Origin of the sequence: Kushneria halocnemicola (assembly GCF_965650455.1) — a bacterium.
GTDB lineage: Bacteria > Pseudomonadota > Gammaproteobacteria > Pseudomonadales > Halomonadaceae > Kushneria.
This window is the reverse complement of record NZ_OZ287968.1, coordinates 831,802-851,015: the sequence shown is the minus strand read 5'-3', so window position 1 is coordinate 851,015 and position 19,214 is coordinate 831,802. Positions and strand designations below refer to the sequence as shown.

At 59.7% G+C, this 19,214-nt stretch carries 20 protein-coding genes and 2 tRNA genes; 6 read left to right on the top strand and 16 right to left on the bottom strand.

Annotation, left to right across the window (positions count from 1 at the left end):
* Window position 1: 1 nt before the first annotated feature.
* The 9 genes from moaC to ACS92L_RS03725 form a co-directional block, all read right to left on the bottom strand.
* Window positions 2-805 (bottom strand): cyclic pyranopterin monophosphate synthase MoaC, encoded by an 804-nt coding sequence (gene moaC / locus ACS92L_RS03765; RefSeq protein WP_438767187.1) that lies wholly within the window; start codon window positions 803-805, stop codon window positions 2-4.
* Entirely contained in the window at window positions 802-2,037 is a 1,236-nt protein-coding gene (locus tag ACS92L_RS03760) for a molybdopterin molybdotransferase MoeA (RefSeq protein WP_438767186.1), read from the bottom strand. The genes moaC and ACS92L_RS03760 overlap by 4 nt, the downstream gene beginning before the upstream one ends.
* Window positions 2,030-2,596 carry a molybdopterin-guanine dinucleotide biosynthesis protein B gene (mobB, locus tag ACS92L_RS03755; RefSeq protein WP_438767185.1) on the bottom strand — a complete coding sequence of 189 codons (567 nt, stop codon included), beginning with the start codon at window positions 2,594-2,596 and terminating at the stop codon, window positions 2,030-2,032. Before mobB ends, ACS92L_RS03760 begins: the two co-directional genes overlap by 8 nt.
* A 73-nt stretch (window positions 2,597-2,669) precedes the next feature.
* On the bottom strand, window positions 2,670-3,251 hold the full coding sequence (mobA, locus tag ACS92L_RS03750) for a molybdenum cofactor guanylyltransferase MobA (RefSeq protein ID WP_438767184.1): 582 nt from the start codon (window positions 3,249-3,251) through the stop codon (window positions 2,670-2,672).
* 8 nt (window positions 3,252-3,259) lie between these two features.
* Window positions 3,260-3,889, bottom strand: a complete 630-nt coding sequence (gene upp, locus ACS92L_RS03745) for a uracil phosphoribosyltransferase (protein WP_438767183.1) — start codon at window positions 3,887-3,889, stop codon at window positions 3,260-3,262.
* 150 nt (window positions 3,890-4,039) lie between these two features.
* Window positions 4,040-4,741: a uracil-DNA glycosylase gene (gene ung, locus ACS92L_RS03740; protein ID WP_438767182.1), complete on the bottom strand. Its 702-nt coding sequence runs from the start codon at window positions 4,739-4,741 to the stop codon at window positions 4,040-4,042.
* Between the two features lie 2 nt (window positions 4,742-4,743).
* Window positions 4,744-5,232: a xanthine phosphoribosyltransferase gene (gpt, locus tag ACS92L_RS03735; RefSeq protein ID WP_438767181.1), complete on the bottom strand. Its 489-nt coding sequence runs from the start codon at window positions 5,230-5,232 to the stop codon at window positions 4,744-4,746.
* Window positions 5,233-5,272: 40 nt separating this feature from the next.
* Window positions 5,273-5,824 carry an adenine phosphoribosyltransferase gene (locus ACS92L_RS03730; protein WP_115853305.1) on the bottom strand — a complete coding sequence of 184 codons (552 nt, stop codon included), beginning with the start codon at window positions 5,822-5,824 and terminating at the stop codon, window positions 5,273-5,275.
* A 126-nt stretch (window positions 5,825-5,950) separates the two neighbouring features.
* Entirely contained in the window at window positions 5,951-6,559 is a 609-nt protein-coding gene (locus ACS92L_RS03725; protein ID WP_438767180.1) for a riboflavin synthase subunit alpha, read from the bottom strand.
* 240 nt (window positions 6,560-6,799) lie between these two features.
* Here ACS92L_RS03725 and ACS92L_RS03720 point away from each other — a divergent pair, with 240 nt between their 5' ends.
* The 4 genes from ACS92L_RS03720 to ACS92L_RS03705 all read left to right on the top strand — a co-directional run bounded on the left by ACS92L_RS03720 (window position 6,800) and on the right by ACS92L_RS03705 (window position 9,971).
* Window positions 6,800-7,843, top strand: a complete 1,044-nt coding sequence (locus ACS92L_RS03720; RefSeq protein ID WP_438767179.1) for a methionine ABC transporter ATP-binding protein — start codon at window positions 6,800-6,802, stop codon at window positions 7,841-7,843.
* Window positions 7,824-8,477, top strand: coding sequence for a methionine ABC transporter permease (locus ACS92L_RS03715; RefSeq protein ID WP_438767178.1), 654 nt, complete (start codon window positions 7,824-7,826; stop codon window positions 8,475-8,477). The genes ACS92L_RS03720 and ACS92L_RS03715 overlap by 20 nt, the downstream gene beginning before the upstream one ends.
* Window positions 8,478-8,602: 125 nt before the next feature.
* Window positions 8,603-9,421, top strand: coding sequence for a MetQ/NlpA family ABC transporter substrate-binding protein (locus tag ACS92L_RS03710; RefSeq protein ID WP_438767177.1), 819 nt, complete (start codon window positions 8,603-8,605; stop codon window positions 9,419-9,421).
* A 67-nt stretch (window positions 9,422-9,488) separates the two neighbouring features.
* Entirely contained in the window at window positions 9,489-9,971 is a 483-nt protein-coding gene (locus tag ACS92L_RS03705) for a GAF domain-containing protein (RefSeq protein WP_438767176.1), read from the top strand.
* A gap of 54 nt (window positions 9,972-10,025) precedes the next feature.
* Here the strand turns inward: ACS92L_RS03705 and ACS92L_RS03700 are convergent.
* The 4 genes from ACS92L_RS03700 to ACS92L_RS03685 form a co-directional block, all read right to left on the bottom strand.
* Window positions 10,026-10,102, bottom strand: a tRNA-Val gene (locus ACS92L_RS03700).
* 46 nt (window positions 10,103-10,148) lie between these two features.
* Window positions 10,149-10,225: transfer RNA gene (locus tag ACS92L_RS03695), tRNA-Val, on the bottom strand.
* A gap of 233 nt (window positions 10,226-10,458) precedes the next feature.
* Window positions 10,459-11,967, bottom strand: a complete 1,509-nt coding sequence (gene glpK, locus ACS92L_RS03690) for a glycerol kinase GlpK (protein WP_438767175.1) — start codon at window positions 11,965-11,967, stop codon at window positions 10,459-10,461.
* Window positions 11,968-12,019: 52 nt separating this feature from the next.
* Entirely contained in the window at window positions 12,020-12,748 is a 729-nt protein-coding gene (locus ACS92L_RS03685; RefSeq protein ID WP_438767174.1) for an MIP/aquaporin family protein, read from the bottom strand.
* A 353-nt stretch (window positions 12,749-13,101) separates the two neighbouring features.
* Between ACS92L_RS03685 and ACS92L_RS03680 the strand changes: the two genes are divergently transcribed.
* Both ACS92L_RS03680 and glpD read left to right on the top strand, forming a co-directional pair.
* Complete coding sequence (locus ACS92L_RS03680; RefSeq protein WP_438767173.1) at window positions 13,102-13,866, top strand: DeoR/GlpR family transcriptional regulator; 765 nt, start codon at window positions 13,102-13,104, stop codon at window positions 13,864-13,866.
* A gap of 168 nt (window positions 13,867-14,034) precedes the next feature.
* Complete coding sequence (glpD, locus tag ACS92L_RS03675) at window positions 14,035-15,603, top strand: glycerol-3-phosphate dehydrogenase (RefSeq protein ID WP_438767172.1); 1,569 nt, start codon at window positions 14,035-14,037, stop codon at window positions 15,601-15,603.
* A gap of 99 nt (window positions 15,604-15,702) precedes the next feature.
* Here the strand turns inward: glpD and ACS92L_RS03670 are convergent, their stop codons facing one another.
* From ACS92L_RS03670 to attM, 3 genes are all read right to left on the bottom strand, one after another.
* On the bottom strand, window positions 15,703-17,082 hold the full coding sequence (locus ACS92L_RS03670) for a class II fumarate hydratase (protein WP_438767171.1): 1,380 nt from the start codon (window positions 17,080-17,082) through the stop codon (window positions 15,703-15,705).
* A gap of 112 nt (window positions 17,083-17,194) precedes the next feature.
* Window positions 17,195-18,319 carry a zinc-dependent alcohol dehydrogenase family protein gene (locus tag ACS92L_RS03665; protein WP_438767170.1) on the bottom strand — a complete coding sequence of 375 codons (1,125 nt, stop codon included), beginning with the start codon at window positions 18,317-18,319 and terminating at the stop codon, window positions 17,195-17,197.
* 48 nt (window positions 18,320-18,367) lie between these two features.
* Window positions 18,368-19,153, bottom strand: coding sequence for an AttM family quorum-quenching N-acyl homoserine lactonase (gene attM, locus ACS92L_RS03660; RefSeq protein WP_438767169.1), 786 nt, complete (start codon window positions 19,151-19,153; stop codon window positions 18,368-18,370).
* Window positions 19,154-19,214: the final 61 nt, after the last annotated feature.

Below are 19,214 nucleotides of genomic sequence, written 5' to 3'. Positions count from 1 at the left end.
ATCAGCCTCCGGTAACGGGTGGGAAAAAGGCGACCTCATCGCCAGGATTTATGGTGACGTCTCCCTGCACCATGTCGTGGTTGACCGCACACAGAAGACGAGGCTGATCCAGTGCCTGAGGCGACTCGACCTGCGATTTTATCCACTCCTTCAGTGCCTTCAGTGTAGGAGACGATAGATGCCCTGGTAAAACACTCAATTTTTCGATACCTAGGCGCTCCCTGAGCTCGGCAAAAAAGCGTATCTCAATGGGCCTTTCAACCGGCTCATCACTGACTTCGGTAACGTCGGTACCGGCCGTCACGGCGCCGTGAAGCGACGTTTCTGCAGACGCTTTTCTTTCCCAGACCCCCGATTGCCCACCGCTTTTATGCTCAAGGCGCACATCCATGATTTCCATGCCACGGTCTACCGCCTTGCACATGTCGTAAAGCGTCAGACAGGCCACGGACACTGCCGTCAGCGCTTCCATTTCCACGCCCGTGCGCCCCTCCAGGCGACAAAAGGCACTGACCCGCACGCAATGCGCAGACGTATCGAGCTCAAAATCGACCGACACCTTTGAAAGCATCAGTGCATGACACAGCGGAATCAGCTCATGCGTGCGCTTGGCCGCCTGAATGCCGGCAATTCGCGCCGTGGCCAGCACATCGCCCTTGGGCATATCGCCGTCAGCAAGAAGTTTCAGCGTCTCGGGCTGCATGATGATGCGCCCGGTGGCCACGGCTTCACGATGGCTGCTCTGCTTGTCCGATACGTCGACCATGCTGGCCTCACCCCGCTCATTCAGGTGGGTCAATGTCATATCAATTCTCCAAGCGGTTGTATGGTGACGGGGGTGCCGGCATTACAGCCCGCCATATCGTCAGGCAGCTCTATCAGACAGTTGGCGTCATAAAGCGAGCTCAACCGGTGCGATCCCTGCTCCTTCAAGGGATTGACGCGAATCCCCCCCTGAGCATCGACATGATAGCGGCCTCGTAGAAGATCCAGGCGACCACCTCGCCCCTTCAGAGGCTGTTCACTGATGGCGTGCCATTTGATCGCCTCCCAGTGAACCTGGCCGCTCAGCTGTCGAAAAAGAGGCTGCACAAACTGCATCAGCGTGACCAGCGCGGCCACGGGATTGCCCGGCAGCCCGAAAAACGGCACATGTTCGATATGGCCGAACGCCATCGGTTTACCGGGCCGCATGGCGACACGCCAGGAGCTCACCTGTCCGAGCTGCTGGATGGCAAAGCGGATCAGATCAGCCTGCCCTGCCGACACCCCCCCGGAGGTAATGATCAGATCGGCCTGCCGGCTGGCGCTTGAAAGGTGGCTTATGCTCTTTTCAAGGCTGTCGGGCAAGATGTCGGTCATGACAACATCGGCCCCCCAGCGCTTCAGACAGGCAGCAAGACTTGAGGCATTGGCATCAAAAAGAGAGGCGGTCGTGTCGATATCGGTGCCGGCACGCCGAAGCTCGTCGCCACTGGAAAAAATAGCCACCCTGGGGCGACAGTGCACATCAAGATGCTCATGACCGAGAGAGGCTGCCATGCCCAGCTGAGCGGGCCCCAAAAGCGTGCCGGCGGCCAGTACGTGATCACCGACGGTGATTTCTTCACCGGCATGGCGAACGTTCTGCCCCGGCTTGACGGCCTCGGGTCGTGACAGTTCGACCCATTCGCCACTGACGGCAATATCCTCGGCCATGACCACCGTGTCACACCCGGCCGGCAGGGGGGCGCCGGTTGTAATGGATACCGCCTCCCCCGGTGCAACCCATGCCTCGAAAGGGTGGCCGGCCAGCGCCTCGCCGGCCAGTTTAAAGCGTTGATGGCCCTGATGGGCGAAGGCAATACCGTCCATGGCAGAGGCGGTATAGCGGGGCAACGGCAAAGTGGCCACGATCGGCTCGGCAAGAATCCGGTCAACGGCCTGTCCCAGCGTCACACGCTCTACGCCCACCGGGGCCGGCGCTGCCGCCCTGATACGGGCCAGCATATCACTGACCTGAACAAGCGCTTCACTACTTCCGAAGCAATCATCCATATCGCGGCCCCTGCGCCATGTCGTGCCAGCGTGAGGGCCAGGCCACCAGCCACTCAAGCAGCACGTCATGATCATCAAGGTCGAGACGCTCAACATCCGCTGGCAGCGCCACCTCATCGGTGGTAGCCACTGCACGCACCCAGGGGTCTTCAAAGGCACGCAGCGATTTGCCCACAACTTCACGATAAAGCTCAAGCTTGGGCAGCGGCCACTGCTTGAATCCCTCGATCAGGACGAGATCCGGCGACAGTTTCAATACCTGATCAAGCAGGGTCGGCAAGCAGGGCTCTTCCTGCCCGGGCGTTTCCATCATCAATGCAAAACGCTTGCCGGAAGCAACCAGCATGGGCGTTGCCCCCGCCATTCGCAGGCGATGGCTGTCCTTGCCGGGCACATCAACGTCAAAATCATGATGGGCATGTTTGATGACGGCCACCTTGAGACCGCGTGCACGCAGAGCCGGCAGCAGGGCCTCCAGCAGCGTTGTCTTGCCCGTCCCGCTCCAGGCGGCAATGCCCAGAAGCGGTGTATCAATGTCGGAAAGGATCAGCTGCGTCATGGTACCTGCCAGGATAGAGCGACACGGTTACCTGCCGGCTGTCAGGCCCGGCCCACCATGGCCCGTGACGTGGTCATCGGCCAAAGGCGTCCCTGTCGTTGAGTGTATTGATGTTGATAAAGGCCCGGGCATCATCAAAATGACAGGCCGCATGCCGATGGCGCGCATACCACTGATCGATCTTGCGCCCCCCTTCAGTCAGCCACTGCTCCAGATCGTCGACCAGATCGCGCTTTAACAGGACAACGGCAGGATGGGCACGCTCGGCATCGCTGGCGTAGGCGATATCGACATCATGATCGGCAAGCGTCGCCTGAAGCCTCTCTACCAGCGTGTCAGGCAGCGCCGGCGTATCACAGGGCACCATTAATACCAGCGGCGTTGATGCCGCCCTGAGGCCGGCGTGAAACCCCGCCAGCGGCCCGGCGCTCCCGGCAATGATGTCGGGAATCACCGGATGACCCAGAGCCGCATAGGCTTCGTGATGACGGTTGGCATTGATCACAACCTGTGCCACCCGAGGGGTAATGGTTGCCAGCACATGACATATCAGCGGCCGGCCCGACAGCTCGACCAGCCCCTTGTCGATGCCCCCCATGCGCCGCCCCTGCCCGCCGGCCAGCACCACACCGGTAATGCATGCCTGATGATCCATGCGCGTTTTCAGCGCGTGCCAAAGATCTTGTCGCCGGCATCGCCAAGCCCGGGGACAATATAGCCATGGCTGTCGAGGCCTTCATCGACCGCCGCCGTGTAAAGCTCGATCTCTGGATGCGACCGGGAGACACGCGCGATCCCCTCAGGTGTAGCCACCAGCACGATGACCTTGATCTGGCGACAGCCCTTGGCCTTGAGCATATCAAGCGTTGCAGCCATCGAGCCGCCGGTGGCCAGCATCGGATCGATGACAATTGCCAGTCGTTCGTCCAGATCCTGCACAAACTTTTCGAAGTAAGGTACCGGCTCGAAGGTTTCCTCGTTGCGATAAAGCCCGACCACACTGATACGGGCGCTCGGCAAAAGCGTCGTTACGCCATCAAGCATGCCAAGACCAGCGCGCAGGATCGGCACGACCGTGACCTTTTTGCCCCGGATCTGCTGGACCTTCAACGGCTTGCCGCTCCAGCCCTCGATGGTTTCCTCACCCAGCTCGAGCCCCTTGGTCGCCTCGTAGGTCAAAAGGGTCGCCAGTTCGTTGGCAAGCTCACGAAAATGCTTGGTACTGATCCCCGCACCTCGCAACAGCCCGAGCTTGTGTTTAACGAGAGGGTGATCGATGGTATGAACATTCATGATGGATATACGGCCTGATAGAAGAATATCGCTGCCCTCTTTACGGAGTGGACAGCGCAAGTGCCCTCTATTCTACTCCGGCGGATGGATGCGGTTAAGCATCCATCCGCCGACAATAGAGGACATATTGACACATTGCCAAAACGGCGCTTAAACGCCGGGCAGCTGCTCAAGCGGGGGAAGACGCCAGTCGATGGGCGTCTCGCCCTTTTGCGTCAGAAAAGCATTGGTTTGCGAGAAGTGATGACACCCGAAAAAACCGCGATGAGCCGCCAGCGGTGACGGATGCGGCGCATGAAGTACCAGATGTTTCGTCCGATCCACAAAAGCCGCCTTTTTCTGGGCATAGCTGCCCCAGAGCAGAAACACGACATGCGGGCAGTGTTCGTTGATGATCTCGATGGCCCGGTCGGTAAAACTCTCCCAGCCCTGCCCGCGGTGAGAGGCCGCCTGACCGCGTTCAACGGTCAGCACGCTATTGAGCAGCAAAACGCCCTGGCGTGCCCAGCTCTCCAGAAACCCGTGATTGACCGGCTCAAAGGCCACATCATCGCTTTTCAGTTCCTTGTAGATATTAACCAGGGACGGTGGGATGGCCACTTCCGGACGTACCGAAAAGCACAGGCCATGCGCCTGTCCCGGCCCGTGGTAGGGGTCCTGTCCCAGAATAACGACCCGGACACTGTCCAGCGGCGTCAACTCAAAGGCGCGAAACCAGTGCTCTGAGGCCGGATAGATGACCTTGCGCTGATCCTTTTCGTGACGCAAAAAGGCTTTCAACGCCTGCATATAGGGAGCATCCACCTCGTCACCAAGGTAGCGTTGCCAGCTCTCGGGCAGCGGCAGGGCCATGATTACTCCTTGCGGGTGCGAAACTGATCCACCAGCGGCTCGACAAAAGAGACGCCCATGTCCCACGGAAACTGGATCCAGGTGTCCTGCGCCACTTCGGTCAGATACTGATCCACCATCGGGCGTCCTTCCGGCTTGGCATAGATGGTCACGAAATGCGCGCAGGGCAACATCTCGCGCACCGCGCCGGCCGTCTTGCCGGTATCAACCAGATCATCCACCAGAAGCCAGCCATCCCCGTCGTGATCGATGCCCTTGAGCACATTGATGCTGCTTTGCTCCATGTGCTCATAGCTTTTGATGCAGACCGTATCGATCAAACGGATATCGAGCTCGCGCGCGATCAGGGCGGCAGGTATCAAACCGCCGCGCGTTACGGCCACGATGCCCTTGAAGTCGCGACCGATGAGCTGATGACACAGCATGCGCACGTCACGGTGAAGACGATCCCAGGAGATCGTGAACTGGTTATGATAGCGCTCGGTACTCATTGAAATATCCTGTGCGTCAGGGGAGACACGTCTGCCCTGCCTATTCGTCTTCGGTAAAGGTGCAGGCCGCAAAGACGCTGTAGCCTTCGGCACGAATCATGTCACCGCCGCCAAGCTCGGGCAGATCGATGATGGCGGCCGTCTCAACGATGATGCCGCCGCTGCGCTCGATCAGTCGGGCCGCCGCCAGCATGGTGCCGCCCGTGGCGATCAGATCGTCCACCAAAAGGATCCTGTCTCCCTTTTGAAAGGCATCCGAGTGCAGCTCCACGGTGGACTCACCATACTCGAGACTGTAGGTCTCGCTGATGGTCCGAAAGGGAAGCTTGCCCTTTTTCCGCACCGGCACAAAGCTGCAGCCCAGCTCATAGGCCAGCGGCGCGCCGATGATGAAGCCACGCGCATCGATGGCCGCGATCGCGTCGATATCAAGCTCCTGATATCGATGGACAAAGCTGTCGATCAGTTTTCGAAAGGCGGCACTGTTTTGCAGTACCGGCGTAATGTCGCGAAAGTTGACACCGGGTTCCGGCCAATCCTTCACGGTACGAATCACCGACTTGATATAGTCGCCGTAAATACTTGTCGCCACGTTCAATCTCTCGTCGACCCATATGCAAAACGACCGGTCGATGCCGGTCGCTTTATATAAACGCTGAACATTTTACCCAATGGCGAGCGTGCAAGCGACCCGCACAGGCCACATCGGCATGCAATTTCATACTCTTGCCGCAAGAACGCGCTCGACAGTCTCGACAATGGTCTGTGTCTGGGGGTCAATTTCGATATTGACCTGATCACCGACGCCTCGAGTGCCGATCACGGTACGTGCCAGCGTATCGGGAATCAGGTTGACACAGAACTGGTTGCCCCTGACCTCACCGATGGTCAGGCTGATGCCATCGACCCCGATATAGCCCTTGTCGAACAGAAATTTCGTCCACTGCTGCGGCAGCTCGAACCAGAGACGGCAGTTATTGGGCGCATCCTCGCGTAACACCAGCGTCGCCATGCACATGACATGCCCCGACATCGCATGACCACCGATCTCGTCACCCAGCCGCGCGGCTCGTTCTACGTTCACATCGTCTCCGACGCCAAGCGCCCCGAGATTGGTCAGCGCCAGGGTTTCTCGCATGAGATCAAACCCGATGTGTGAGCCTTTAATGCTGGTCACGCTCAGGCAACAACCGTTGTGGGCCACCGAGGCGCCCGGAGACAGCCCTTCGAGAAGGGATTCAGGCATGTCGATCACGTGGCGATGGAGCCCCTCCAGGCGCTCGATGGCAACGACCCGGGCCATGCCCTGTACGATACCGGTAAACATGATGGCCTCACTGACAGATGAAAATGACCATGGTCGCCTGTTCCGGGCGCGCTGTCATCCGACGCCGCCAGGGTTTTGCCATATAGCCGCCCTATCGGGTGCTTATGACGCGAAAGCGCGCCGGATCAAGTATACTGGCGCGCCTTGTGCCCAGCGCACTTTTCACGACGATCACACTCACCACGTCAGGTACGCGCCCGGTGGTACACGACCCAACTGTATTTAAGACATTCCAATCCGATGATTCGACTTGAAAATGTGACCCGAGTATATGGTCAGGGCGCCCAGGCCGTGACGGCGCTCAAGGACGTCAACCTGGACGTGGCCGCCGGCAGCATCACCGGTGTCATCGGCGTCTCCGGTGCCGGCAAGAGCACCCTGATCCGGTGCGTCAACCTGCTCGAGCGCCCTACCCGGGGCCGGGTATTTGTGGCCGGTCAGGAACTGACGGCCATGAGCCGGACCGAGCTGCGAAACGCCCGTCACGGCATCGGCATGATCTTTCAGCATTTCAATCTGCTCGAGTCGCGCAGCGTACGAGGCAATATTGCCCTGCCGCTCGAACTGATCGGCACGCCGCGCCGAGACATCGATCAGCGCATCGATGAGCTGCTGGAACTGACCGGGCTGACCGAACGCGCCAATGCCTATCCTGCCGCCCTTTCCGGCGGTCAGAAACAGCGTGTGGCCATCGCCCGGGCACTGGCCAGCAATCCGCAGGCACTGCTCTGCGACGAGGCCACCTCGGCGCTGGACCCGCAGACCACCAGCTCCATTCTGACGCTGTTAAGAGACATCAATCAGCGCCTGGGGCTGACCATTTTGCTGATCACCCACGAAATGGAAGTGGTCAGAACCATCTGCGATCAGGTGGCCTTGATCAGCGGCGGAGAGCTGGTAGAAACCGCCCCGGTCGGCGATTTCTTCACCCGCCCCGCCACCGAGGAAGGCCGGCTCTTTCTCAACGACTTTTTGCAACTGGCGCCTTCCAACGCCCTGCTGCAACGCATGACAGCCCCCGCCGAAGGCGACAGCCTGCCCGTTGTGCGCCTCACCTTCCGCGGCCAGGCGCTATCCAGCGCGTTGATGACCCGCCTTGAACAGGACTTCGGCATTCGACTGCGGATTTTGCAGGCACGCGTTGAAAACATTCAGGGCCGCACGCTCGGCCTGATGATCGTGGAGCTTGACGGGGCCGGCGCCACCTTCGACGCCGCCATGGACCATCTACACACGCTTGACGTTCAAACGGAGGTACTCGGCCATGTCCAGCGCCATGATTGATCGTATTCTCGATGCCGTTTTCGACACCTTCTATCTGGTCATCTGCAGCGGCCTGATCGGTATTGCGCTGGGCATCGTGATGGGTGTGGCGCTCTACGTCACCCGGGAAAACCGCATCATGGCCATGCCGGTACTCAATCGTGTGATCAGCCTGGTCGTCAACGTGGGCCGCTCGGTACCCTTTATCATTTTGATGCTGGCGCTGGCGCCCTTTACCCGCTGGCTGGTGGGCTCCTACATTGGCACCACCGCGGCACTGGTCCCCTTGAGCATCGCCGCCATTCCCTTTGTGGCTCGTCTGGTCGAAGGCGCGCTCAATGAAGTGCCTCATGGTCTGATCGAGGCGGCAGAGTCGATGGGCGCCACGCCGTGGCAGATCATTACTCGCGTGCTGCTGCCCGAAGCGCGGGGCGGGCTGATCACGGCCGCCACCATCACCATCATTGCACTGATCGGCTACAGTGCCATGGCCGGCGCCATCGGCGCGGGCGGTCTGGGCGCCGTGGCCTACAACTACGGTTACTCCCGTTATAACCCCATGGTCATGCTGGTGACAGTATTGATCATGGTGGTCATGGTGCAGGGCGTGCAGATGCTGGGCGATTTCTTCGTCCATCGCAGCCGCCATCGTTAGGTGACGGCAACACGTCAGAAACAGCGAGCTCAAAACAACAACGACGACACCCGGGGGCGCTGACAGCGGCCCGTTCAACCCTTTCGACAGCACCTCCTGTTGAACCCATTGCAAGGATATGGCACATGAAAACCTTACCGAAGATTCTGGGCACGGCACTGGCACTGAGTGCAGTCGTCCTGCTGACCGGCTGCGGCAGCCAGAGCGACGACGACAACACCATTCGCGTCGGCACCATGGCAGGCCCTGAAACGGCGCTGATGGAGACCGCCGCAGAAGTGGCTCAGGACCAGTACGGACTCAACGTCGAGATCACCGAGTTCAACGACTACGTCTCCCCCAATGCCGCGCTTGACGATGGCAGCATCGATGCCAATGCCTATCAGCACCAGCCCTATCTGGACAGCATGATGGAAGACCGCGGCTTTGACTTCGCCGCCGCCGGCAGGACGTTCGTCTATCCGATCGGCGCCTATTCCGACAAGTATGAAAGCATCGATGAGCTGCCGGAAGGCGCCACCATTGCCGTCCCCAACGACCCGTCCAACGAGGCCCGCGCCCTGCTGCTGCTGGCGCGTGAAAACCTGATCACCCTGCGTGATCCGCAGAGCCCGACCGCCACACCGGATGACATTACCGACAATCCGCACAACTATCAGCTGCGCGAGCTTGATGCCGCCCAGCTCACGCGTGCCCTGCCGGATGTCGACATGGCCTTTATCAACAGCACCTATTCGGTGGCCGCCGACATGAGTGTTGATCAGGCGCTGATCGTCGAGGACGGCGACTCGCCCTACGTCAACCTTATCGTGGTGCGTCAGGGCGATCAGAACAGCGAGAAGGTTCAGCACCTCGTGGAAGCCTTCCAGAGCCAGCAGGTCATCGACCGGGCCGAGGAACTCTTCCAGGGCGGTGCCATTGCAGGCTGGGAAAACAACCAGTAAGCACCCATGTTGCTGACAGGGGCCGGCCCGTGCCGGCCCCTTTTTTATTGATGCAGCGAGACAACTCATGACCGATACACGACCCGCCACCGATTACGCCATGCTCAGGCGCCAGCTCACGGCACTGCTCGACACGCGTGACTGGGTGACCAATACCTCACAGATGGCCGCCTTTATCTTTCAGCAGATTCCCGATCTGAACTGGGCAGGCTTTTACCTGCAGCGTGAGGCGCACGTTCTGCGTCTTGGCCCCTTTCAGGGGCAGCCGGCGTGCAATCCCATTGGATTCGATGAAGGGGTCTGCGGTAGCGCAGCGCGCACGCGCCAGACCCAGCGCGTCGAAGACGTGCACGCCTTTCCCGGCCATATTGCCTGCGACGCAGCGTCCCGCTCGGAGCTTGTCATACCGCTGATTAAAAATGATCGACTCTGGGGTGTGCTGGATCTGGACAGTCCTCTGCCCGGCCGCTTTACCGTTGAAGATCAGAAAGGCATCGAAGCGCTGTGTCAGGTGCTGATCGAGCAGACCGATCTGCCCGACGGACAATAGACAATAAAAGACAGGCAATAAAAAACCCCGCAGAAGCGGGGTTTTTTGATGTTCTGGTAGGACCGAGCGGATTTGAACCGCTGACCTCCACGATGTCAACGTGGCGCTCTAACCAACTGAGCTACGGTCCTGCAAATCGATATTCGTTGAAACGGTCTGCACTGGCATTCTGAGCAATGGTAGGACCGAGCGGATTTGAACCGCTGACCTCCACGATGTCAACGTGGCGCTCTAACCAACTGAGCTACGGTCCTGCTTCAAGGGCATGCAAGTGCCGTTTCAACGCTGCGCTATTGTACTTATTTTTTGTTCGAGCGCAACCGTTTGACCCCTGTATTGTTATAAAACATGCCGTTGCAGGGTTTTATTACCTTCTCTAAAAGGCTCGGCCAATGCCGGAACAGGCAAGAGCCGCCCCCTCGAAACGAATCGGGCCTGCCGACGTCACGCCGGCAGACCCGAAGATCACCTTACAACATGGCCGTCGTTATGACTCCACCCGGAACCCCATGGTGGCCTCGACCGCCTGCTTCCAGCCGTCATAGAGCTCGTCACGCTGCTTGTCGTTCATGGTCGGCTCGAACTTGCGCTCCAGCGCCCAGTATTCGGCGATCTGCTCACGCGACTCCCAGAAGCCAACGGCCAGGCCGGCAAGATAGGCCGCCCCGAGCGCGGTCGTCTCGTTGACTTCACAGCGCAGCACATCAACGCCGAGAATATCGGCCTGGAACTGGGCAAGGAAGTTGTTGGAGATAGCGCCGCCGTCGGTGCGCAGTTCGGCCAGTGCGATATTGGCATCGCTTTGCATCGCATGCAGAACGTCAGCGCTTTGATAGGCCAAAGACTCTACCGCAGCGCGAATGAAGTGCTCCTTGGTGGTCCCGCGCGTCAGGCCGAACATGGCGCCGCGCACATTGGAGTTCCAGTAGGGCGCACCAAGACCGGTAAAGGCAGGCACCATATAGACGCCATCGTTACTCCCGGCCCGCTCGGCATAGGCTTCCGAATCGGAGGCCCTGCCCAGCATGCGCAGCCCGTCACGCAGCCACTGAATGACCGAGCCGGCCACGAACACGCTGCCTTCCAGCGCGTACTCCATGGTGCCCTCGACTTCCCAGGCCACTGTGGTGAGCAGCCCGTTTTTGGAAGGGGTTGCCTCGGTACCGGTGTTCATCAGCGTAAAGCAGCCGGTGCCGTAAGTGTTCTTGGCCATGCCGGGCTTGAAGCAGGCCTGACCGAACAGCGCCGCATTCTGATCGCCCGCCATGCCGGCGATTGGCACTTCGTGGCCGAACAGGTACTTCGGCAGCACATGGCCGTACACTTCGCTGTTGGATTTCACCTCGGGCAGCATGCTTTCCGGCACGCCGAACAGCTCCAGCAGCTCGGGGTCCCACTTGCGCTCTCGAATGTTGAAAAGCATCGTGCGCGAAGCGTTGCTGACGTCAGTGACGTGAACTTCCCCGCCGGTCAGATTCCACACCAGCCAGCTGTCGATGGTGCCAAACAGCAGATCGCCCTTCTCGGCCTTTTCCCTGACGCCCTCGACGTTATCAAATATCCACTTCAGCTTGGTCGCCGAGAAATAGGCATCGATCACCAGGCCGGTCTTGTCGCGGATCATGTCGGCATGACCGGCGTCACGCAGCTCATCGCAGATTTCAGCGGAGTGACGCGACTGCCAGACGATGGCGTTATAAACCGCATGCCCGGTGTTCTTGTCCCAGATGACCGTCGTTTCACGCTGATTGGTGATACCGATCGAGGCGATTTCGCGAACATCGACTTCCGAGTTGTTGATGACCTCGGCCAGTGTGGTCAATACGCTGGTCATGATTTCGCGCGGGTTGTGCTCGACCCAGCCCGGACGCGGAAAGATCTGTTCAAATTCGCGCTGCGCGATACCCGCGACACGGCCTTCATGATCAAACAACATCGATCGTGAACTGGTCGTTCCCTGGTCGATCGCGAGAATGTACTTTTTCTGCTTGCTCATGCGTATTGACTCCTCGATTGAATACGAGCGGAGGTATGAAACCGATGATGACTTAATAGATGTGGGCAGCCAGGGCGGCCAGCGTGCTGCCAATGATCGGGCCGATCACCGGCACCAGGGCATAACCCCAGTTGTTGCTGCCCTTGTTTTTAATGGGCAGCACAGCGTGTGCAATGCGAGGGCCAAGATCGCGTGCCGGGTTAATGGCGTATCCGGTAGGCCCGCCCAGTGACGCACCAATCGATACCACCAGCAGCGCGACCGCGAGAGGCCCAAGGCCGCTGGGCGTGTTTCCAAACATGATGATCACAAAGATCAGAACAAATGTCCCGATGATCTCGGTCACCATGTTCCAGCCGTAGGACTTGATGGCAGGCCCTGTCGAAAATGTGGCAAGAATGGCGCCGGCATCATCCATCTCGTCATACTGCTTTTTGTAGGCCAGATAGCACACAACCGCGCCGATAAAGGCGCCGATAAACTCGGCCACCAGATAGGCAACTGTCGTGGCGAAGGTGATCGGAATACCTTCGGCGTACTCCTTTGCCGGACCAATGAGTAAACCAATGGTCACCGCCGGATTGATATGTGCACCGGTGTCAAAGGCCACATAAACGGCACAAAACACCGCCAGGCCCCAGCCAAAGAAGATGACGATGCCGTCACTGCCGTGACCATTGGTCTTTTTCAAAAGCACATTGGCGACCACGCCACAGCCCAGCAGCGTCAAAAAGGCCGTGCCGGCAATTTCATGAACCAGAATGGTTTCGATGATACCCATCTTTTACCCCGGAAGAACGTTGATTTTTATACATTCAAGGCGCGTCTGTGTTGCTTTCCGAGCATCCTATAGAAACCGGCTCAAAAAACGATGTGCCGTTTCCGACTTTTTGTAAAAAACAATTCAAGCCTTTGATAATAAACAAATTAAACGGCTTTAAACCTTAGTATTACAAGCCTGTTTCAAGGGGCGGAAAGGCCCTCGTCGCGGTAGAAAAGCAACAATTTTTGTTGTCTGTCGAACACAATCCGCGACAGACAACAACACGCGGATATAACCATTGCTCAACGAGTGACACAGGGATACCCTGGCCTTCCCGATTCGCCTCAGTAAAGTCTTCGACAGGACAGAACATGACCCAGCAGGAACGCCACGACACCATCGCTGACATGGTCAAGCGTCAGGGCTATGCGACCATCGAGCAGCTGGCGCATCATTTCAACGTCACGCCACAAACCATTCGACGCGATCTCAAGGTGCTGGCCGACGAGCAGCTGATACGCCGGGTTCATGGCGGTGCCGGGCTGCTGGAGTCCAGCACGGTCAATACCGCCTACAGTGCCCGCAAGCTCATCAATCACGACGCCAAGGCCCGTATTGCCCGGGCACTTGCCGAACAGATCCCGGATCAGAGTTCGCTTTTCATCAACATTGGCACCAGTACCGAACTGATCGCCGAGGCACTGCTCAATCATCGTGGGCTCGAGGTCATCACCAACAATCTCAACGTCGCCGCCTCGCTTCAACATCGCGAGGACTTCAACGTTATCGTGGCCGGCGGCACCGTGCGTTCGCGCGACGGCGGCATCATCGGCGAGGCGACCGTGGACTTCATCAATCAGTTCAAGGTCGACTTCGGCATTATCGGCATCAGCAGCATCGACGAGGACGGCGCCCTGCTCGACTTTGATTACCAGGAGGTCAGAGTGGCGCAGGCGATCATCGGCAATTCGCGTCAGGTCTATCTGGCCGCCGATCACTCCAAGTTTGCCCGCAACGCCGTGGTGCGACTGGGGCATCTCAATCAGATTCATGCCCTGTTTACCGATCAGGAGCCACCCGCCGGGATATGTCGTCTGCTCAGTGAACACAGCATCGCGCTCAACATCTGCCCCTGACGCGAGGCGCCAGGCCGTGGGAAAAGCTGATCATGCCGATTGCACCAGACAATCACCGATCGCTTGATGTTCTTTTGAACATGGATTATGTTCACATTCGAACATTTTTGGTGGTAACGTTACCGCATCCCCCACTTCCTATCCGGCGCAGACGCGCAAGGCAGGCGCATGACTTCCGACAAGACTTCCGCAATGGACACCCCGGTTCTGGACCTTTTCATCATCGGTGGCGGCATCAACGGCACCGGTATTGCCAACGATGCGGCCGGCCGCGGTCTCAGTATCGGACTCTGTGAACAGGCCGACCTTGCCAGTGCCACCTCCTCGGCTTCCAGCAAGCTGATCCACGGCGGCCTGCGCTATCTCGAGCACAAGGAATTCCGTCTGGTCCGCGAGGCGCTTCACGAGCGTGAAGTACTGCTCAACAAGGCACCGCACATTATCTGGCCGCTGCGCTTTATCCTGCCGCATCGCCAGCACCTGCGCCCTGCCTGGATGCTGCGCGCCGGTCTGTTTTTATATGACCATCTCAGCCCGCGCGATACGCTGCCCGGCTCGAAATCGCTGAAATTTGACAACAACAGCGCGCTCAAGCCCGATATCAAAAAAGGCTTTGAATACTCCGATTGCTGGGTCGACGACGCGCGTCTGGTCGTGCTCAACGCGCTGCAGGCACAGGAACAGGGCGGTGAAATCTTGGTGCGCACGCGCTGTGTCAACGCCGTTGAAAAGGACGGTGTCTGGGAGATCACGCTGGAAAACACCCGCACCGGCGAGCAGCTGGTTCGTCGAGCGAAGGCGCTGGTCAATGCCGCAGGCCCCTGGGTCGAGTCGTTTATCAAGGGCAGCACCCAGCGCCAGTCGCGCTACGGCATCCACATGATCAAGGGCAGCCATATCATCACTCGCCGTATCAACAGTGATGATCGCGCCTTCATCCTGCAAAACGAGGACAAGCGCATCGTCTTTGTCCTGCCCTGGCAAAACGACTATAGCCTGATCGGTACAACCGATCAGAACTACGAGGGTGACCCGACGCATATCACCATCAGCGACGAAGAGACCGACTACATCCTCAATGTCGTCAACGCGCACTTCAAGGAGCAGCTGACCCGTGATGATGTGGTCACCAGCTACTCGGGTGTGCGCCCGCTGTGTGATGATGAATCTGACGACCCGTCGGCCATGACGCGTGACTACACGCTGGCGCTGGATGATACCGGCGCACCGATGCTGTCGGTGTTTGGTGGCAAGATCACCACCTTCCGCCGGCTGTCGGAATCCGCCATGGAAAAGATCGAACCCTGGTTCCCCAGCATGGGCAAGCCGTGGACCGACAAGCGCCCCCTGCCGGGCGGCAATATCGATTCGCGCGAGGGCTATACCCGCAAGCTGCTCAATCAGTACCCGTTTCTCGGCGAGCGGCGTGCGAACCGGTTTGCCTCCAGCTACGGCACGCTGTGCGAGACGTTTTTGAGCGGCGTTACCGATGAGGCCAAACTGGGCGAGGACTTCGGCGCCGGTTTGACCCGCGCCGAGGTGGACTATCTGATCGATCATGAGTGGGCCACCCAGGTCGACGACATTCTCTGGCGCCGTACCAAGATGGACATGCGTCTGGACAAGACGCAGCGCGAACGACTTCAGCAATACGTCGAGCAGCGCATGGGCAGCACGCCGGATGACCTGAACGAGCCGGTCGGCACCCCCTCGCCGGACCACGCGCTGGCGCACTGACTTCGCAGCCAGCAGCACACGAAAAAGGGCCCCGAACGGGGCCCTTTTTTTATCCTGTACGGTGTTGATGACCGTGCAGCGCGCGCTGTCGTAGGTGATTTACTCCTGAATGCCGCCGCGGGTCAATCTGGCTGGATCGAGATAGCGCTCGAGCTCCTCGCGGGAAAGCTCGGTTTCTTCCTCGGCCACGTCGATGATCGGGCGGCCCTCCTGATAAGCCTTTTTGGCCACCCGTGCTGCCTCGTTGTAGCCGATCACCGGATTGAGCGCGGTGACCAGTACCGGATTGCGCGCCAGCGGCGACTCGATGTTATCAACGCGAACGTTAAAGCTCTTGATCGCCTTGTCTGCCATCAGCACGGAGACGTTGTTCAAAAGCGATATCGAGCTCAGCACGTTATGCGCCATCAGCGGCAGCATGACGTTAAGCTGAAAGTTACCCGACTGACCGCCCACGGTCACCGCGGCGTCGTTGCCGATGACCTGAGCGGCGACCTGGGCGGCCGCCTCCGGGATGACCGGATTGACCTTGCCCGGCATGATCGAGCTGCCCGGCTGCAGGGCTTCCAGTTCAATTTCACCCAGCCCGGCCAGCGGCCCCGAGTTCATCCAGCGCAGATCGTTGCTGATTTTCATCAGCGCGCAGGCATACGCCTTGAGATGGCCGGACATTTCCACGGTGGCATCCTGAGACCCCAGCGCGGCAAAGAAGCTGTCCGCCGGCGTAAAGCCAAGTCCGGTCTGCTCGGACAGGCGTTTGGCAAAGCGCTCGGCAAACTCCGGATGGGCATTGATGCCGCTACCCACGGCCGTACCACCCTGTGCCAGGCGCAGCAGGCGCGTCAGACCGCTTTCAAGGCGCTCGATGGACTGCTCGACCTGATTGGCCCAGGCCCCCAGTTCCTGGCTCATGCGCACCGGCATGGCATCCATCAGATGCGTCCGTCCGGTCTTGACCACATCGTCAAGCGCTGCAGCCTTGTCCTCGATGGTCTGCTGCAGATAGCGCAGCGTTGGCAGCAGCTTCTCGTTGAGTTCCATGGCCATCGAGACATGCAGTGCCGTCGGGATCGTGTCGTTGCTGCTCTGGCCCATGTTGACATGGTCGTTGGGGCCCACTTCAAGATCCGCCCGCGAGGCCAGATGCGAGATCACCTCGTTGACGTTCATGTTGGTCGAGGTGCCCGAACCGGTCTGGTAGATGTCGATCGGAAACTGATCGGCGTGCTCACCGCGGATAATGGCATCGGCGGCCTTGACGATGGCCAGCGCGCGGCCTTCATCGAGCAGCCCCAGATCCATGTTGACCTCGGCGGCGGCGCGCTTGACGCGTGCCACGGCGGCAATGAATGACGCCGGCATGGGGTGCCCGCTGACCGGAAAGTTATTGATGGCGCGCTGAGTCTGCGCGCCATACAGTGCCTCCATCGGCACTTCCAGCTCGCCCATGCTGTCCTTTTCGATACGGGTCTGCCCCATGATCTTCTCCTGCTGATTGGTAAACGGAAGTGCCGAAAGGCGTTTGTCAGATTAGCAGGCCAGCCGGCATTACACCCGCCCTGTCACCTCCCACCTGAACGACCTGACCGGATCAAAAATCGATGACCTGACGAATGGCCTGTCCGCAGGCCAGCCGCTCGAACCCCTCGTTGATCTCATCAAGGGTGAGCCGATGGGTCAAAAGCCGGTCCACCGGCAACCGCCCAGCCTGGTAGAGCGCGATGTATTCCGGCACATCCAGCGATGGCACATGACCGCCCAGATAGGAGCCCTTGAGCGTGCGCTGCTCGGCCACCATGCGGGTCGGGCTGACCGACAGTCGCACATCGGGATGGGGCAGCCCGGAACTCACCGTGGTCCCGCCGCGTCGGGTGCACTCAAAGGCAAATTCCAGCGCTGGCGCCACACCGGCGAACTCGGTGGCCAGATTGACACCGCCGCCGCTGATGGCACGCACCTGCTCGATGGCATCGGCGTCGCCACTGTTGATCACATGGGTCGCCCCCATCGACCGGGCCGTTTCCAGCTTGTCGGCATCAATGTCGGCGGCGATCACCTGACGCGCCCCGCCGCCCAGCGCCCCCAGTACCGCCGCCAGCCCCACACCACCGAGACCGACCACCAGTACCGACTGTCCCAGCTTTAGCTGCCCGGTATGCACCACGGCCCCGACACCGGTCAGCACCGCACAGCCAAACAGCGCTGCAATATGAAACGGCAGTTCCGGGTCGATGCGCGTCAGAGAGCGGCGCGAGGCCACGGCGTACTCGGCAAATCCGGACACCCCGATGTGGTGATAGACCGTCTCCTCACCGTGATGCAGGCGCATGCCGCCGCCCAGCAGATGCCCGGCCGTATTGGCTGCCGCCCCCGGCTGACACAGCGCCGCCTCACCGGACAGGCAAAACGCACAGGTGCCGCAGTTGGGCGCGAAGGAAAACACCACATGATCCCCCACACCAAGATCATCAACGCCCTCGCCGACCTCGACCACCTCACCGGCCGCTTCATGGCCCAGCACCATGGGCAGCGGCCGCGGTCGATCCCCGTTGATGGTGGACAGATCGGAATGACAAAGCCCCGCGGCGCGAATGCGCACCAGCACCTCGCCGCGACCGGGCGGGTCGAGCATGACCTCCTCGATCGACAAGGGCTTTGACGCGCCATAAGGGCGGGGCTTTTGCATCTCTCGCAGTACAGCGGCACGGGTTTTCATGGCACTCTCCCTGATCATGAACATGACAACGGCGATATCACGTTGCCCTCAGCGGTAATACTCGGGGGCATGGCGAAACGTCGGCCAGGCCTCGGGGTCATGCCCGGTCACCACCATGGCCTGTGTCTTGCGCGCCAGTGCATGCAGCTTTTGCACCGAGCGCACGGCGTCAACCGTTGAGGCCAGAAAGCCCGGCAGCGCCCGTTCATTCCAGTGATCCATGGTGTAGGCCGCATCCACGGCCAGCAGCACCGGCCCGGTCTCTTCGAGATTCACCAGAAAACTGGCGTGGCCGGGGGCATGGCCGGGCGTGAAGATAAAGCGGATCGCGCCATCGCCGAACAGATCAAAGCCATCCTCGCCATCATCGAGAAACTGCCATCGAATCCCCGGGCGATCAAAGTCCTTGCGGATATAGCCGCCGGCAGCAAACCAGTCCGGGGCCATGGCGTATTCATACTCTCGCCGGCGAACGACATGCACGGCATTGGGAAAGCGCCCGGTCGCGCCGGTATGGTCCAGATGCAGATGGCTGTGCAGTACATAGCGGACCTCCTCCGGTGCGATCCCCATGGCCTGCAGGGCCTGAACGCACCCTTCGTCCTCGCGCATGACCGGACGATACACCGACGTGATCTCGCCCCAGTGGCCTTTGGCATCCGTGGCACACTCCACGGCGCAGCCGCCATCAATGACCACATGCCCCTGCGGGTGGGTAATCAGATACCAGGGCACCGGTATCTCGTAGTCATCCAGACCTTCATTCATGCTGATGTTGCACCGACGGCATTGGAGGGTTCCGGTCTGGAACATGTAAAGGCGCAGCTCATTCATGGCAACTCTCCTGGCAGGGGCATTGGCAGACACGAACCATCACGCTTTGTCATCTCGCGTC

What these genes read in the sequence shown, in the direction of transcription:
- moaC (WP_438767187.1), bottom strand. Translation starts at nt 805, where the DNA reads ATGACATTGACCCACCTGAATGAGCGGGGTGAGGCCAGCATGGTCGAC.
- ACS92L_RS03760 (WP_438767186.1), bottom strand. Translation starts at nt 2,037, where the DNA reads ATGGATGATTGCTTCGGAAGTAGTGAAGCGCTTGTTCAGGTCAGTGAT.
- mobB (WP_438767185.1), bottom strand. Translation starts at nt 2,596, where the DNA reads ATGACGCAGCTGATCCTTTCCGACATTGATACACCGCTTCTGGGCATT.
- mobA (WP_438767184.1), bottom strand. Translation starts at nt 3,251, where the DNA reads ATGGATCATCAGGCATGCATTACCGGTGTGGTGCTGGCCGGCGGGCAG.
- upp (WP_438767183.1), bottom strand. Translation starts at nt 3,889, where the DNA reads ATGAATGTTCATACCATCGATCACCCTCTCGTTAAACACAAGCTCGGG.
- ung (WP_438767182.1), bottom strand. Translation starts at nt 4,741, where the DNA reads ATGGCCCTGCCGCTGCCCGAGAGCTGGCAACGCTACCTTGGTGACGAG.
- gpt (WP_438767181.1), bottom strand. Translation starts at nt 5,232, where the DNA reads ATGAGTACCGAGCGCTATCATAACCAGTTCACGATCTCCTGGGATCGT.
- ACS92L_RS03725 (WP_438767180.1), bottom strand. Translation starts at nt 6,559, where the DNA reads ATGTTTACCGGTATCGTACAGGGCATGGCCCGGGTCGTTGCCATCGAG.
- ACS92L_RS03720 (WP_438767179.1), top strand. Translation starts at nt 6,800, where the DNA reads ATGATTCGACTTGAAAATGTGACCCGAGTATATGGTCAGGGCGCCCAG.
- ACS92L_RS03715 (WP_438767178.1), top strand. Translation starts at nt 7,824, where the DNA reads ATGTCCAGCGCCATGATTGATCGTATTCTCGATGCCGTTTTCGACACC.
- ACS92L_RS03710 (WP_438767177.1), top strand. Translation starts at nt 8,603, where the DNA reads ATGAAAACCTTACCGAAGATTCTGGGCACGGCACTGGCACTGAGTGCA.
- ACS92L_RS03705 (WP_438767176.1), top strand. Translation starts at nt 9,489, where the DNA reads ATGACCGATACACGACCCGCCACCGATTACGCCATGCTCAGGCGCCAG.
- glpK (WP_438767175.1), bottom strand. Translation starts at nt 11,967, where the DNA reads ATGAGCAAGCAGAAAAAGTACATTCTCGCGATCGACCAGGGAACGACC.
- ACS92L_RS03685 (WP_438767174.1), bottom strand. Translation starts at nt 12,748, where the DNA reads ATGGGTATCATCGAAACCATTCTGGTTCATGAAATTGCCGGCACGGCC.
- ACS92L_RS03680 (WP_438767173.1), top strand. Translation starts at nt 13,102, where the DNA reads ATGACCCAGCAGGAACGCCACGACACCATCGCTGACATGGTCAAGCGT.
- glpD (WP_438767172.1), top strand. Translation starts at nt 14,035, where the DNA reads ATGACTTCCGACAAGACTTCCGCAATGGACACCCCGGTTCTGGACCTT.
- ACS92L_RS03670 (WP_438767171.1), bottom strand. Translation starts at nt 17,082, where the DNA reads ATGGGGCAGACCCGTATCGAAAAGGACAGCATGGGCGAGCTGGAAGTG.
- ACS92L_RS03665 (WP_438767170.1), bottom strand. Translation starts at nt 18,319, where the DNA reads ATGAAAACCCGTGCCGCTGTACTGCGAGAGATGCAAAAGCCCCGCCCT.
- attM (WP_438767169.1), bottom strand. Translation starts at nt 19,153, where the DNA reads ATGAATGAGCTGCGCCTTTACATGTTCCAGACCGGAACCCTCCAATGC.